The following is a 14,184-nucleotide window of genomic DNA, read 5'->3' on the forward strand; positions in this document are numbered from 1 at the left end:
TGATTCCATGCCCGCACCACGGCACGGGGGCGACCGACGGCCACGCCTGGCGCATACCCGTCACACAGGTGCCCCTGCGGACGCCTGAGCGACCCGCAGGGGCGACGAATGGGTGGTCTCAGCCGCCGAGCGCGCCGCCGGCACCGCCTCGCGGTTCCTCCGAGCTGGAGGCCCCGTCGGGATTCACGTGAATGACGCCGTAGTCGTAGGCGTGACGGCGGTAGACGACGCTGGGCAGCTTGGTCTCGGAGTCGACGAACAGATAAAAGTCGTGGCCGACCAGTTCCATCTCGTAAAGAGCCTGGTCGAGCGACATGGGTGCGGCCGAGTGGGTCTTCTCGCGGACGATGAGGGGGCCTTCGCCCTGCACCTCGATGGATCCGATCCGGGTGATCGGTACCCCGTTCGCCTTCTCCTCACCGACCGGCTGGCCACTGCCGTTGAGCGTTGCGGCGCCCGCCACGTCGGCGACCTCCGCCGCCGAGAGACGTCCGTTGCCGCGGCGCGTGTAGCGCTTGTCGTGCTGCTTGCGCAGCCGGGCCTCCAGCTTCTCCTGAGCCAGGTCCAGCGCCCCGTACGGGTCGGCGGCAGAAGCCTCGGCACGGATCACCGGACCCCGCGAATGCAGGGTGATCTCCACGCGGTCGGAACGGTCGGCCTGGCGCGGGTTGTGCTCCTTGGACACCTCGACGTCCAAGCTGATCACCTTCGCGTCGAGCTTCTGGATCCGCTCGGGATTCAGCTTCTCGGCCACGTGCTTGCGGAACCGCTCGGGCACCTCGGTCTTACGGCCCTTGACGACGATGTCCACGCAGAACTCCGTTCCCGGATAGCTCCGCCTCATGGGGCGAAGCGTCTCCCTTTCGCACCAGGCTCCGGTGAAGGCCGGAGCCACGGACTTGGCGACTTCCACCTCCTCCTCCCCCATCGGCAAGATCTACACCCCACCGACTTCGGAGTCGAGAGACAGCGATGCGTGCTGGCCCAAGGCTCGCCAGTCCTTACAACCGAACATATCCCTCTATGACGGTTGTCGGCACCCGCTACCGGGACGTTCTTCCGATCCCGTCACTGATCTCTCTTACTACCTGCAACGATGGGCCTTCCCCGGCAGTTCCAAATCTATTCACGGGATTTTTGGTCTCTTCGGGTATCCGCCCGTCGCGGCGACCACGGCGGCCCTCGGCCCGGCTCCGGCCGCCCCCAGCCCCGCGGCCCGCACGGCCCGCGCCGCCTCCGCCAGCGTGGCCCCCGTGGTGACGAGGTCGTCCACGAGCACGACCGCCGCGCCCGCCACCGCCCGCGCCCCGCCCCGGCGCACCTCCAGCGCCCCCGCGAGGTTCTCCCGGCGCGCCCCGGCCCCCAGCCCCGCCTGGTCCGCCACCGCCCGCCGCAGCCGCAGTACGGGAACCACGCGCGCGGGCACCCCGGCCCGCCGCAGCCTCCCCGCCGCGGCCAGCGCGATCCTGCGCGCCGGATCGTGCCCGCGCGCCCGGACCTGCCGCCGCGCGGAGGGAACCGGCACCAGGGCCACCTCCCGCTCCCCCGGCCCCCCTCCGCCCGCCAGGACCGCCGCCGCCAGGGCATGGCCGAGCGCCCCGGCCAGCGGCAGCGCCCCGCGCTCCTTGTGGGCCAGCAGCACCGCCCGTACGGCCCCCTCGTAGCCCGCGGCCGCGTGCACGACCGGTAACCCCACCGGCGCCGGCGAGGGCCGCACGCGCCCCGCCCCGGCCCCGCTCAGCGCCTCCCGGCAGCCGGCGCACAACAGCACCCGGGCGGCGCCGCACCCGGCGCAGTCCACCGGCAGGACCAGCCCGGCGAGCTCCTGCCACCACCCCCGCATGGATCCACTGTGCCGGGCCCGCCGCACGCCCGCCACCCCTGTGGACAACCACGAAACCGCAGGTCAACCGGCACCCAGCGGCAAACGGGAACCGTCCGGCCGCCCGGCCTCAGCCCGGGTACACCGGAGCCCGGCCGCCCGCCGCCACCGTGCGCCACTGCGCCCCCGGCGGCAGCCACACGATGCCGTCCGCCGAGTACCCCACCACCGGCTTCGGCTTCGCCTCGTCCTCCGAGACGGCCACCGCGACCGCCACCAGCCCGGTGGCCCCGGGCAGGCTCGCCGCGACCATCGAGCCGTCCGCCAGCATGTAGCGGGCCTGCACGACCCCGCCGCTCTCCCGGCCCACCACCAGCAGCCGGCCGCGCGGCGCCCAGCTCATCGCCGTCACGTCCGCCATCTGCGGGGCCGCCGGGCGCAGCTCGCGCACCGACACCGCCTCCGTGCCGCCCTTGCCCTCGGGCCGCTCGATCCGCCCCACCCACAGCGTCTTGCGGCTGCCGGCCTGCTCCAGGAGCAGCGCGATCCGCACCCCGTCGGCGGAGGCCTTCAGCGAGGTGATCTTCCGGCCGTCGAGCCCCGCCACCTGTACCTTCTCGGGGACCCCTGACCCGCCCGGCACCCGCCACAGGCCCGGGTGCTGCGGATCCTGGTCGGCGACCCACAGATCGCCCGCCGCGTCCCAGCTGGGCGCGGTCAGGGTGTCCGTACCGGTCCCCCTGCTCGTGAGCACCGGCTGCTGCGGCATGACGCCGGTCCCGGCCAGCTGCACGACGTACAGGCCGTGCCCGTCATCGGAGACCACGGCCGCGCGCCTCTCGTCGTACGTCACGGCGGCCGAGCTGACCTTGAAGGCGACGGGGGTGCTCAGCGGTCCCGGCACCTGCTCGGGCCGGGCCTGCTGGTCCTCGTTGACCCCGTCGAGCTTCATGCGGACCAGCCGCTTCTCGTTGTCGACGAAGTACTGGTACTCGGGGGTCCTGGGCCGCCCTGCGATCGTGCGCGCCGCCACCTCGTCCACCGAGCACAGCGAGGTCTTGCCGTCGGCGCGCAGCAGTTCGACCTGGTCGAGCCGGGAGCCCGTCAGATCCTTGACCGTGTACAGGAGTTGCGTGGCCATCTTCCGGCACTGCGGCTGCGTGACGTTCTCGGCCTTCTCGTTGAGCGGCACGCGCAGCGGCTTCTGGCCGTCGTACGACAGGGACTTGGTGCCCTCGCGCAGTTCCGTCCCGGTGGGGAAGCTGGACTCGACGACCGGGGCGAGCCAGTTGGAGGGCCCCGCCAGCAGCGACTGGACGGTCTGCGTCGTGGGGTCCATGCGCGAGTCCGGGTCGGCGCGCTGACGCACGTAGACGGGGTCGGCGACGAGCGAACCGCCCGCGAAGTAGTACTTGTTGACCGGCATGTAGATGCGCTGGAAGTCGGACTCACTGAGCACGAGGCTCTTGGGCGGGGTCGCGATCCGCCACTGCCTGCTCTCCTTCTCCTGGACGAGCTGGAGGAACCACTCGTACTGCCCGCCGCCCGTCTCCGGCTGGTACGCGCTGCGCTCGTCCACGGTCGCGAGCTTCTCGCCGGTCACCTTCCAGCGGGGCCCGTCGGGGTCCTTCTCACCGGTCACGGGCGACCGGCTGAGGCCGGACTTGAGAACGGTGACGGTGGAGCCGGGCTTCCAGCTCTTCGCGGCGTCCTCGGTGAGGTATTTGCGGGCCGTCTCCAGCTGCGGGTCGTCGCTGGTCATGGCCTCCAGGAAGCCCTTGACGATCTCGGCCGGCCCCGCCTTGTCGGCGGGCGGTACGCCGAACACCCGGACCTGCGAGTCGACGCCTTGCGAGCCCTGCACCTGGCGGATCTCACCGTGGGTGGGCATGGAGGCGCAGCCGGCCGCCAGCAGGGCGACCGCGCCGAGGGCGCACAAGCGTACGGTGCGCGCGCTCCTGGGCTCAGCGTCCATCGGTTCGGTCCTCCTGTGGTGCCTGCTCGGCGGGCCGGGCCACGACCCTGGCCCCGTTCCCCGGAAGGGCTGTCGGATCGGTGGGCACGGGCACCGCCCCGGCCACCGGCGACCTGGGCGGTATCGGCGACCGGTCGGCGCCCTCCGCCGGCCGGGCGGGCGCCGCGCTGCCCGCCTCTTCGGCGGCGGCCCTGGCCCGGTTGGCCCGGGAGTCCTCGGGCTCCAGCGGGATCGGCGACCCGCGCAGCGGCTCGTCCGCGGTGCGCGGCAGGGTCAGGCGGAACTGCGACCCGCCGCCCGGCTCGCCCCACGCCTGGAGCCAGCCGCCGTGCAGCCGGGCGTCCTCGACGGCGATGGACAGGCCGAGGCCGGTACCGCCGGTCGTGCGGGCCCGCGCCGGGTCGGCACGCCAGAACCGGTTGAACACGCGGGTGGCCTCGCCGGGCTTGAGCCCGACCCCGTAGTCCCGTACGGCCACGGCGACGGCCCCGCCCGCGGACGCGAGCCGGACCACCACGTCGCGGCCCTCGCCGTGCTCCACGGCGTTGACGACGAGGTTGCGCAGCACCCGCTCCACCCGCCGGGCGTCGGCCTCGGCGATGACGGGCTGGGTGTCTCCGAGGACCCGGATCCGGGTCCCCTTGTGCTCGGCGAGCGGCTCGGCCCCGTCGATGACGCGGCGTACGACGTCCCGCAGGTCGATGGGCTCGGCCTGCAGGTCGGCGGCGCCGGCGTCGAAGCGGCTGATCTCCAGGAGGTCCGCCAGCAGCGACTCGAACCGGTCCAGCTGGCCGGCGAGCAGCTCCGCGGACCGTGCGGTGACCGGGTCGAAGTCGACGCGGGCGTCGTGGATGACGTCGGCGGCCATCCGGACCGTCGTCAGCGGGGTGCGCAGCTCGTGGGAGACGTCCGAGACGAAGCGGCGCTGCATCCGGGACAGGTCCTCCAGCTGCTGGATCTTGAGCTGGAGGTTCTGGGCCATCTTGTTGAAGGCCTCGCCCAGGCGCGCGATGTCGTCCTCGCCGGTGACCTTCATCCGCTCCTGGAGCTGCCCGGCCGAGAGCCGTTCGGCGATCCCGGCGGCCATCCGGACCGGGGTCACCACCTGGCGTACGACGAGCCAGGCGATACCGCAGAGCAGGACGACGACGAACAGGCCCGCGGTCACGATGGTGACCTTGATCAGATTGAGGGACTCCTCCTCCTGCGTGAGGGGGAAGAGGTAGTACAGGTCGTACGGGTCCCCGTTGATGTCCGTGAGCCGCTTGCCGACGACCAGCGCGGGCTCCGGGGCCTTCTGCCCCGCCCCGCTGGTGTAGCGGATCTCGGAGAAGGTCTTGAAGGTGCCGGTGGCGTGGTCGACGGCCCGCCGCAGGCCGACCGGCACGCTCGCGGTCGGATCCACGTTGCCGGAGGCACGGGCGCCCTTGACGCCCTGCGCGCCGGGCAGCGCCTGCTCACCGGTGCCCGCGCCGAGCGCGACCACCTCGAAGGCGGTCTGACCGCCACTGGCGAGCTGCTTGACCAGCGAGTTCATCCACGTACTGGCGTCCCGGCCGACCTTGCTGTCGGCGGCGTCGGGTCCGTCCACGGTCGCGGGGGCGTTGGCCTTCTCCTGTGCGACCGCGAACCCTCCCGCGGCCTGGCTCTGCGCCGCCTCCTCCTTCGCGTCGAGGAGGCCCTTGTTCACCTGTGCGATGACGACGAAGCCCAGCGCGAGGACCACGGAGAGCGAGATCAGCAGGGTGGCGGCGACCACCCGGAGCTGGATGTTGCGCCGCCACAGCCGGACAGCCGGAAGCAGCGGCCGGCGTACGAGACGTACGCACAGCCGCAGCAGCGGGCCGCCGGGCGCCCCGTCCTGGAGCAGCCTGCCTCCCCGCAGCGCCCCCCAGAAGGAGCCGCCGCGGGGCCTGCCGGACTGCACGTCAGCTCGGTCCGGCCTTGTAGCCGACACCGCGCACCGTCACAACGATCTCGGGGCGCTCCGGGTCCTTCTCGACCTTGGAGCGCAGTCGCTGCACATGCACGTTGACCAGGCGGGTGTCCGCCGCGTGCCGGTAGCCCCAGACCTGCTCAAGCAGCACCTCGCGGGTGAAGACCTGCCAGGGCTTGCGGGCGAGCGCGACCAGCAGGTCGAACTCCAGCGGGGTCAGGGCGATGGAGGCACCGTCCCGCTTGACCGAGTGCCCTGCCACGTCGATGACCAGGTCACCGATGGCCAGCTGCTCGGGCGCGGGCTCCTCCGACCGGCGCAGGCGGGCCCGGATACGGGCCACCAGCTCCTTCGGCTTGAACGGCTTGACGATGTAGTCGTCGGCCCCGGACTCCAGGCCCACGACCACGTCCACCGTGTCGCTCTTGGCGGTGAGCATGACGATCGGCACGCCGGACTCGGCCCGGATCAGGCGGCAGACCTCTATGCCGTCCCGACCCGGAAGCATGAGGTCGAGCAGCACCAGGTCCGGCTTCGCCTCCCGGAAGGCAGCAAGTGCCTTGTCACCGTCCGCTACGAACGACGGCTCAAAACCTTCTCCACGCAGCACAATGCCGAGCATCTCGGCCAGCGCGGTGTCGTCGTCGACGACAAGGACGCGTCCCTTCATGGTTGACATCATCCCATTAGCTAATCGTTACCCGGCGGTGAGCTGCCCCACAGCCAAAAGGGCTGGAAATCGCCCCTCGGACCTGCGTGGAGAACAGGTCGACCAGTCTGCCCCGGATCCGGGTGACAATTGAAGGTACGGGCTGCCGCTTATCCGGGGGGGACGGCTGGTCCGTTCGTGGACCCCACATGGCACGATGGCAGCCGACCAGCGCCCCCGCCACAGCAGGTGCACGTGAAGGAGCGACGATGAACGACTCTCCGGGCTGGGCTACGCCCGGGTCCTCCCCGTCCGACGGCGAGCAGCCGCAGCCTCCCGCACAACCCGCTGACGCACCGAAGTGGTCCGCCGAGCAGCCGCCGCCCGGGCCCGGGGTCCCCCCGGACGGAGTCTGGGGGAGGACGGGCCCGGCCGCCGGCCAGCAGCCGCCCCCGCCCCAGCCTGGCGCGGGCTGGGGCTCGTACGGCCCGCAGCAGCCCCCGTACGGCGGCCAGTACGGCTATCCCGGCGGCCCCGGCCAGTGGGGCCAGCCCCCGGCCGCCAAGCCCGGAGTGATCCCCCTGCGCCCCCTGGGGGTCGGCGAGATCCTCGACGGCGCGGTCGCCACCATGCGCACGCACTGGCGCTCGGTCCTGCCGATCACCGTGGTCGTCGCCACCGTGGTCCAGGTGCTCAGCATGCTCGTCCAGAAGCTGCTGCTCGAAGACCTCATCATCTCCGCGAACCAGGACGACGTATCGGCCGAGGAGGTGCTCAACAACCTGAGCACCGCCCTGCCGGCCGGCGCCGCGGCCCAGTTCCTCCAGTTCCTCGGCGGCATCGTGGTCACCGCGATGCTCACGATGATCTTCAGCCGTGCCGTGCTCGGCCAGCACTCCTCCGTCGCCGAGGCCTGGCGCGACGCCCGCCCGCAGGTGCTGCGCCTGATCGGCCTGACCCTGCTGATGGCCGTCGGCGCCGTCCTCATGGGCGTGGTGCTGATCGTGCCCGCGGCCCTGGCCCAGAGCATCGGCCTGCTGGTCCTGGCCTTCTTCGTCTGGTTCGGGCTGCTCGTCTGGCTCTGGGTCAAGTTCAGCCTGGCCTCGCCCGCCCTGATGCTGGAGCGGAGCACCGTCTTCAAGGCCTTCGCCCGCTCCTCCAAGCTCGTCAAGGGCTCCTGGTGGCGGATCTTCGGCATCACGCTGCTGACGCTCATCATCACCGCCCTGTTCGCGGCGATCATCGTCATGCCGCTGCAGATGCTCGGCTTCTCCCTCTTCGGCGGCGGGCTCGACAGCATGCAGGACCCCGCCGCGCAGAACGCCTGGGGAACGCTGATCCTCAGCGCCGTCGGCCTGATCATCGCGCAGAGCGTGGTCATGCCGATCCAGTCCGGCGTCACCGTCCTCCTCTACGTCGACCAGCGCATCCGCCGCGAAGGACTCGACCTGGAGCTCGCGCGGGCGGCCGGCGTCGAGAACTACGGCACGACCGGAGGCTGACCCACACATGATGAGCACGGGGGGCCTCATCACCGCGGCGACACCACCGGTGACGACACCGCACGACCCGGCCCGCGAAGCGGCCGAACGCGAGCTGTCCAAGCCGATCTACCACCAGAACGACCCGGGCCTGCTCGACCGCGCCCTGCGCAAGTTCTTCGAGTGGCTCGACGACGTACTCGGCTCTGCCTCCGGCGCGACCCCCGGAGGCACCTTCGGCCTGCTCGCCATCGTCCTCCTGGCAGCCCTGGCCATCGCCGCCCTGTGGTGGCGCCTCGGCTCCCCCCGGCGCACCGCCACCTCCACCCACACCCTCTTCGACGACGGCATCCGCAGCGCCGCGGACCACCGAACCGCCGCCGAGGCGCACGCCGCCGCCGGCCGCTGGACCGAGGCCGTCCAGGAACGCATGCGCGCCGTCGTCCGCTCCCTGGAGGAACGCACCCTCCTCGACCCCCGCCCGGGCCGCACCGCCGACGAGGCCGCCGCCGAAGCCTCCGTCTCCCTCCCCGAGCACTCCACCGACCTCCGCTCGGCAGCCCGCACCTTCGACGACATCACGTACGGCGGCCGCACCGCCGACGCCGACACGTACGCCCGCATGCGCGCCCTGGACACCACCCTGACCCGCACGAAGCCGCTCCTGACGGGACCCACCGCATGACGCCGCCCGCCGGCTCCGACCGCGCCGGGAACGTGCCGGTCCCCCCGCAGCCACCCACCCCACCCGGGGCCACGCCGCCCGCCGGTTCCAACCGGACCGGGGACCTGCCGGTCCCCCCGCAGCCACCCACCCCACCCGGGGCCACGCCGCCCGCCGGTTCCAACCGGACCGGGGACCTGCCGGGCCACCCGCAGCCGGCCATCCCGCCCGCCGGTTCCGACGGGGTCGGGGGTGTGCCGGGGCGCTCCCCGCAGGACACCGAACTGGGCCACCCTCGGCCCACCGACCCCTGGAAACGTTCGGTGTCCGAGGAGACGCCCCGGCGCGCCACCGGCCCCGCCGGAACCGGCCACCCGGCCCCGGCCCCCGGCAGCCCCGGCGGAACCGGCGCCCCCGGCGGAACCGACCATCCCCCCGCCCCCGGCGAAAGCACCCCGACCCCACTTCAGCGGCGCCGCCCCACCGCCCGCCGCATCCGCCGCGGCCTGCTCCTCTTCGGCGTGCTCGCCGCGGGCGCCACCGTGCTGGCGGCCCTGAACTCCGGCAGCCGCCACGGCCTCCTCGACCCCCGCTCCGCCGACCCCTTCGGCAGCCGCGCCGTCGCCGAGCTCCTCAAGGAGCGCGGCGTCACCACCCGCGTGGTCACCACCGCCCGCGAGGCCGCCGAGGCCACCGGCCCCCGCACCACCCTCCTGGTCACCGACCCCGACCGCCTCGGCACCACCCAGCGCCGCCAGATCCGCTGGGCCTCGGACCTCTCCGGCGGCCGCACCATCCTCATCGCCCCCGGCAGCCACTCCCTCACCGAGCTCGCCCCCGGCGTCCACTCCAAGGGCGACGCCGACGCCGAGAACCTCGACCCCGCCTGCGCCCTCCCCGCCGCCACGTCCGCCGGCCGCGCCACCCTCGGCGACGGCACGCGCTACAGCACCGGCAAAGACGGCAGCACGGGCACCGGCACCGGCACCGGCACCGGCACCACCACCTGCTACCCCGCCGGCGGCCACCCCACCCTCCTGGTCCTCCCCACCGGCACCAACGGGGGCGACACCGTCCTCCTCGGATCCGGCACGATCCTCCTCAACGAAGCCCTCGCCGACGAAGGCAACGCCTCCCTCGCCCTCCAACTCCTCGGCTCCCGCCCGAACCTCGTCTGGTACATGCCGTCGCTGGCGGACGCCGACGCCGAATCCCAGGCCGCCGGAGAGGAACGGAGCCTCCTCGACCTCGCACCCGCCGGCTGGTCCTGGGCCCTGCTCCAGCTCTTCGTCGCCGCGGCCCTCGCCGCACTGTGGCGCGCCCGCCGACTCGGCCCCCTCGTCACCGAGAACCTCCCCGTCGCCATCCGCGCCTCCGAGGCCACCGAGGGCCGCGCCCGCCTCTACCGCAAGGCCCGCGCCCGCGACCGCGCCGCCACCGTGCTGCGCGCCGCCGCCCGCGAACGCCTCGCCGCCCTGACGGGCGTACCGCACGCCCAGGCCCACGACCCCGCCACCCTCGCCCCGGCGGTCTCCGCCCGGCTCACGGACGGCGCCCGGGACGTGACCGACATCCTCTTCGGCTCCATCCCCTCCGACGACGCGGCACTCGTCGCGCTCGCCGACCACCTCGACGCCCTCGAAAGAGAGGTCCGTACGTCATGACGTACCCGACCACCGAGTCCGCGGCCACCGCCACGACCGCGACCGCGACCGCGGACAGCGCCCGTGCTTCCCTCGAAGCGCTCCGCACCGAGATCGGCAAGGCCGTGGTCGGCCAGGACTCGGCCGTCACCGGCCTCGTCGTCGCCCTGCTCTGCCGCGGCCACGTCCTCCTCGAAGGCGTCCCCGGCGTGGCCAAGACCCTCCTCGTACGGGCCCTCGCCGCCTCCCTCGAACTCGACACCAAGCGCGTCCAGTTCACCCCCGACCTGATGCCGAGCGACGTCACCGGCTCCCTCGTCTACGACGCCCGCACCGCCGAGTTCTCCTTCCAGAACGGCCCGGTCTTCACGAACCTCCTCCTCGCGGACGAGATCAACCGCACGCCCCCCAAGACCCAGTCCTCCCTCCTCGAAGCCATGGAGGAGCGCCAGGTCACGGTCGACGGAACGCCCCGCGCGCTCCCCGAGCCCTTCCTCGTCGCCGCCACCATGAACCCGGTCGAGTACGAAGGCACGTACCCCCTCCCGGAAGCCCAGCTGGACCGCTTCCTCCTCAAGCTCACCGTGCCCCTCCCCTCCCGCGAGGACGAGATCGGCGTCCTGACCCGGCACGCCGCCGGCTTCAACCCCCGCGACCTGCACGCCGCCGGCGTCCGCCCGGTCGCCGGCCGCGCCGAACTCGAAGCCGCCCGCCAGGCCGTCGCACGCACCACCGTCTCCTCCGAGATCGCCGGCTACGTCGTCGACATCTGCCGAGCCACCCGCGAATCGCCGTCCCTCACCCTCGGCGTCTCCCCGCGAGGCGCGACCGCGCTGCTGGCCACCTCCCGCGCCTGGGCCTGGCTCACCGGCCGCGACTACGTCACCCCCGACGACGTGAAGGCCCTCGCCCTCCCGACCCTGCGCCACCGCGTCCAGCTGCGCCCGGAAGCCGAAATGGAAGGCGTCACCGCGGACTCGGTCATCACCGCGATCCTCTCCCACGTCCCCGTCCCCCGCTGATGGCCCTCACCGGACGCGCCGCCCTGCTGGCGGCCCTCGGCAGCATCCCCGTCGGCATCCTGGAGCCGAGCTGGACGGGGATGCTCGCGGTCAACGGCACGCTCGCCCTGGCCTGCGCGGTCGACTACGCCCTCGCGGCCCCCGTCCGCCCGCTGATCCTCAGCCGCTCGGGCGACACCTCGGTCCGCCTGGGCGAGACGGCGGACGTGCACCTCACCCTCACCAACCCCGGCACCCGCACGCTCCGCGCGCGCATCCGCGACGCCTGGCCCCCCAGCAGCTGGCTCCCCGGCACGGAAGGCCCCGCTTCCCGCCACACCATGACCGTCCCTCCGGGGGAACGCCGACGCCTCACCACGCGCCTGCGGCCCACCCGCCGCGGCGACCGCAAGGCCGACCGCGTCACGATCCGCTCATACGGCCCCCTGGGCCTCCTGGCCCGCCAGGCCTCCCACCACATCCCCTGGACGGTCCGCGTCCTGCCACCCTTCACGAGCCGCAAGCACCTCCCCTCCCGCCTCGCGCGCCTGCGCGAACTGGACGGCCGCACCAGCGTGCTGACCCGCGGCGAGGGCACCGAGTTCGACAGCCTGCGCGACTACGTCCCCGGCGACGACACCCGCTCCATCGACTGGCGAGCCACGGCCCGCCAGCAGAAGGTGGCAGTCCGCACCTGGCGCCCCGAACGCGACCGCCACATCCTCATCTGCCTGGACACCGGCCGCACCTCGGCGGGCCGCGTCGGCGACGCCCCGCGCCTGGACGCCGCCATGGACGCGGCCCTGCTCCTCGCCGCCCTGGCCACCCGCGCCGGCGACCGCGTGGACCTCCTGGCCCACGACCGCCGCCCCCGCGCCCAGGTCCAGGGCCGCTCGGCCGCCGACACCCTCCCGGCCTTCGTCAACACCATGGCCACCCTCGAACCGGAACTGGTCGAGACGGACTCCCGCACGCTGGTCTCCACCATCCTCCGCAGCGCCCCGCGCCGCTCGCTGGTGGTCCTCCTGACGAGCCTGGAGCAGGCCCCCGTAGAAGAGGGCCTGCTCCCGGTCCTCCCCCAGCTCACGGCCCGCCACACGGTCCTGCTGGCCTCGGTGGCCGACCCCCACATCGCCGCCATGACCGCGGCCCGCGGCAACGCCGACGCGGTCTACGAAGCCGCGGCCGGCGCCCAGTCCCAAGCCCAGCGCCGCCGCACCGCCGACCAGCTCACCCGCCACGGCGTCCACGTCGTCGACGCCACCCCGGACACCCTGGCCCCCGCCCTGGCGGACGCCTACCTGGCCCTCAAGGCCGCCGGCCGCCTATAGCCTCCCGACCGGGGCCCGGCCTGGATACGCTGGTCGGGCACCCACCAGGAGGACACCATGGCCGACCTCACCCCCGAGCAGATGCGCCGCATGCACGATTTCGCGGAGCAGCTCGCGGAGCTGGCCGAGCACCAGGAAGACCACTGGAAGGTGCAGACCACCGACGGTCAGATCTTCCTCACGATGATGAGCCCGACAGCTCCCCACGGGCTCAACGTGGTCCGGCTGCGCCGCCAAATCGAGGCTCAGACCCCAGAGGTCATGGCTCTCAACGACACCAACATGGGGGACCCTCAAACCGGCCTGACCAAGGTCCCCGATCTCATGGTCATCGCGGAAGAGGACACCGACGACACAGCGAAGGTCGTCAACTCCCGCGATGTCCTCATGGTGGTGGAGGTCGTCTCCCGCACGAACTCGCTCACTGACATCCGCGACAAGCTGCACGACTACCCGCGGATGGGAGTCCCGCTGTATGTCGTCGTAGACCCCCGCAAGGACAAGAAGTCCGTCACCGTACACAGCGACCCCTCAACGGGCCCCGACGGCATCCGCTTCCGCAAGACGGTCCCCTACGCCTTCGGCGACACCGTCACGGCCGGCCGTTGGACGCTCGACACGAGCAGCCTCAAGAGCTACCCCGCCGACTGGTAAAGCGGAGGCGGGAAACACACGAGGGATGCCGAATGACGGACGACGCAACCAACGGAACCATCACCTCGGTCCACATAGCCGCATGCCCGGGCCCACACACCGCGCTGGACATCCGGATACTGGGCAGGGCCACGCCCTCGCACAACCGGGACGCGCAGAAGAGCACCGGCGACGAAGTGCTGTACGCCAGCATCGACGCGTACGGGCCGGACGGGACGCTCATCGCGGAGGCAGTTCACCATCGCCCGGGCACGTTCTGAACTGGCTGACGGCGTGTACCTCACCATGCCGGTGGAGGGCACCTGGACCTCGGACTCCGGCACGGTACGCAGCCGCATAGGGCATCCTCGTACAAGCTCCCGCTCTTCGGGTCGATTCCCAGCGCGGCGAGGTCCACCAGGCCATCCATGACCCTGCTGACAAGAACTTGGTACTCATGGGGCATGTCTCCGAGAACCCACGCCCGGCTCGGATCACACTCCCAAGCCCAGCCTTGCTCGTTCTCAACACCCTCCCCGCGGTCGGTCACAGACCGATCTCCCGCTGGGCCTCCGCCAGAATCCGGCTGCTGGTCTCCATGGACGCCCGGAAGGTCTTCTCGTCCGCTGTCACGTCGCCGGCAACCCGCTCCGCTTCCGCGAGCGCAGCGGCTCGTCCGGGCCATCGGTGGATAGCGACGTGGGTCGCCCACTTGATCAGGAAGAACCGCAGCGGGTTGATGGCTCCAGTCTCGGCAGCCCGATCAAACGCCTCATTGCACTCCTGGTCGAAGGCCGCGAGACTCGCCATGTCCAGCCGCCGTACGGCGTCACGGAGCGCCTCACGTGTCATAGCGGGTTGAGCAATGAGCGGGCCGTCAGCCTCTGCGTGCTGTGCTGTCATCCTGTCCTCCACGAGGAAGCCTAGGGCGCCGGGGACTTCTAGCGGGCCGTAAACGCAGAAAAGCCCCGCACCAGAAGGTGCGGGGCTTTCCCACAATGATTGTTCGGCGGCGTCCTACTCTCCCACAGGGTCCCCCCTGCAGTACC

At 72.5% G+C, this 14,184-nt stretch carries 13 protein-coding genes; 7 read left to right on the forward strand and 6 right to left on the reverse strand.

Features of this window, described 5'->3' with window-relative positions; genetic code table 11:
* Positions 1 to 118: 118 nt before the first annotated feature.
* The 5 genes from raiA to mtrA form a co-directional block, all read right to left on the reverse strand.
* Positions 119 to 844: a ribosome-associated translation inhibitor RaiA gene (raiA, locus tag AB0O21_RS33595; protein ID WP_365177457.1), complete on the reverse strand. Its 726-nt coding sequence runs from the start codon at positions 842 to 844 to the stop codon at positions 119 to 121.
* Between the two features lie 282 nt (positions 845 to 1,126).
* Positions 1,127 to 1,843: a ComF family protein gene (locus AB0O21_RS33600; RefSeq protein ID WP_365177460.1), complete on the reverse strand. Its 717-nt coding sequence runs from the start codon at positions 1,841 to 1,843 to the stop codon at positions 1,127 to 1,129.
* A 109-nt stretch (positions 1,844 to 1,952) separates the two neighbouring features.
* On the reverse strand, positions 1,953 to 3,797 hold the full coding sequence (locus AB0O21_RS33605; protein WP_365177462.1) for an LpqB family beta-propeller domain-containing protein: 1,845 nt from the start codon (positions 3,795 to 3,797) through the stop codon (positions 1,953 to 1,955).
* Positions 3,787 to 5,724 (reverse strand): MtrAB system histidine kinase MtrB, encoded by a 1,938-nt coding sequence (gene mtrB / locus AB0O21_RS33610; RefSeq protein WP_365177464.1) that lies wholly within the window; start codon positions 5,722 to 5,724, stop codon positions 3,787 to 3,789. The genes AB0O21_RS33605 and mtrB overlap by 11 nt, the downstream gene beginning before the upstream one ends.
* 1 nt (position 5,725) lies before the next feature.
* On the reverse strand, positions 5,726 to 6,415 hold the full coding sequence (gene mtrA, locus AB0O21_RS33615; RefSeq protein WP_189747360.1) for a two-component system response regulator MtrA: 690 nt from the start codon (positions 6,413 to 6,415) through the stop codon (positions 5,726 to 5,728).
* A 236-nt stretch (positions 6,416 to 6,651) separates the two neighbouring features.
* On the opposite strand from mtrA, the gene AB0O21_RS33620 reads away from it, so the two are divergent.
* From AB0O21_RS33620 to AB0O21_RS33650, 7 genes are all read left to right on the forward strand, one after another.
* Entirely contained in the window at positions 6,652 to 7,884 is a 1,233-nt protein-coding gene (locus AB0O21_RS33620; protein ID WP_365177468.1) for a hypothetical protein, read from the forward strand.
* 7 nt (positions 7,885 to 7,891) lie between these two features.
* The gene (locus AB0O21_RS33625) at positions 7,892 to 8,548 is read left to right on the forward strand and encodes a DUF4129 domain-containing protein (RefSeq protein ID WP_365177472.1); all 657 of its coding nucleotides are present in this window, start codon (positions 7,892 to 7,894) and stop codon (positions 8,546 to 8,548) included.
* A 473-nt stretch (positions 8,549 to 9,021) separates the two neighbouring features.
* The gene (locus AB0O21_RS33630) at positions 9,022 to 10,191 is read left to right on the forward strand and encodes a DUF4350 domain-containing protein (protein ID WP_365177489.1); all 1,170 of its coding nucleotides are present in this window, start codon (positions 9,022 to 9,024) and stop codon (positions 10,189 to 10,191) included.
* Entirely contained in the window at positions 10,188 to 11,192 is a 1,005-nt protein-coding gene (locus AB0O21_RS33635) for a MoxR family ATPase (protein WP_365177475.1), read from the forward strand. The genes AB0O21_RS33630 and AB0O21_RS33635 overlap by 4 nt, the downstream gene beginning before the upstream one ends.
* Positions 11,192 to 12,502, forward strand: coding sequence for a DUF58 domain-containing protein (locus AB0O21_RS33640; protein WP_365177478.1), 1,311 nt, complete (start codon positions 11,192 to 11,194; stop codon positions 12,500 to 12,502). The genes AB0O21_RS33635 and AB0O21_RS33640 overlap by 1 nt, the downstream gene beginning before the upstream one ends.
* Before the next feature lie 57 nt (positions 12,503 to 12,559).
* Entirely contained in the window at positions 12,560 to 13,156 is a 597-nt protein-coding gene (locus tag AB0O21_RS33645) for a Uma2 family endonuclease (RefSeq protein ID WP_365177481.1), read from the forward strand.
* 32 nt (positions 13,157 to 13,188) lie between these two features.
* Complete coding sequence (locus AB0O21_RS33650) at positions 13,189 to 13,416, forward strand: hypothetical protein (protein ID WP_365177484.1); 228 nt, start codon at positions 13,189 to 13,191, stop codon at positions 13,414 to 13,416.
* Between the two features lie 265 nt (positions 13,417 to 13,681).
* Here AB0O21_RS33650 and AB0O21_RS33655 read toward each other — a convergent pair whose 3' ends face one another.
* Positions 13,682 to 14,038, reverse strand: a complete 357-nt coding sequence (locus tag AB0O21_RS33655) for a DUF6247 family protein (RefSeq protein ID WP_365177486.1) — start codon at positions 14,036 to 14,038, stop codon at positions 13,682 to 13,684.
* Positions 14,039 to 14,184 lie beyond the last annotated feature (146 nt).

The organism is Streptomyces sp. NPDC091371, assembly GCF_040684275.1.
Classification (GTDB): Bacteria; Actinomycetota; Actinomycetes; order Streptomycetales; family Streptomycetaceae; genus Streptomyces.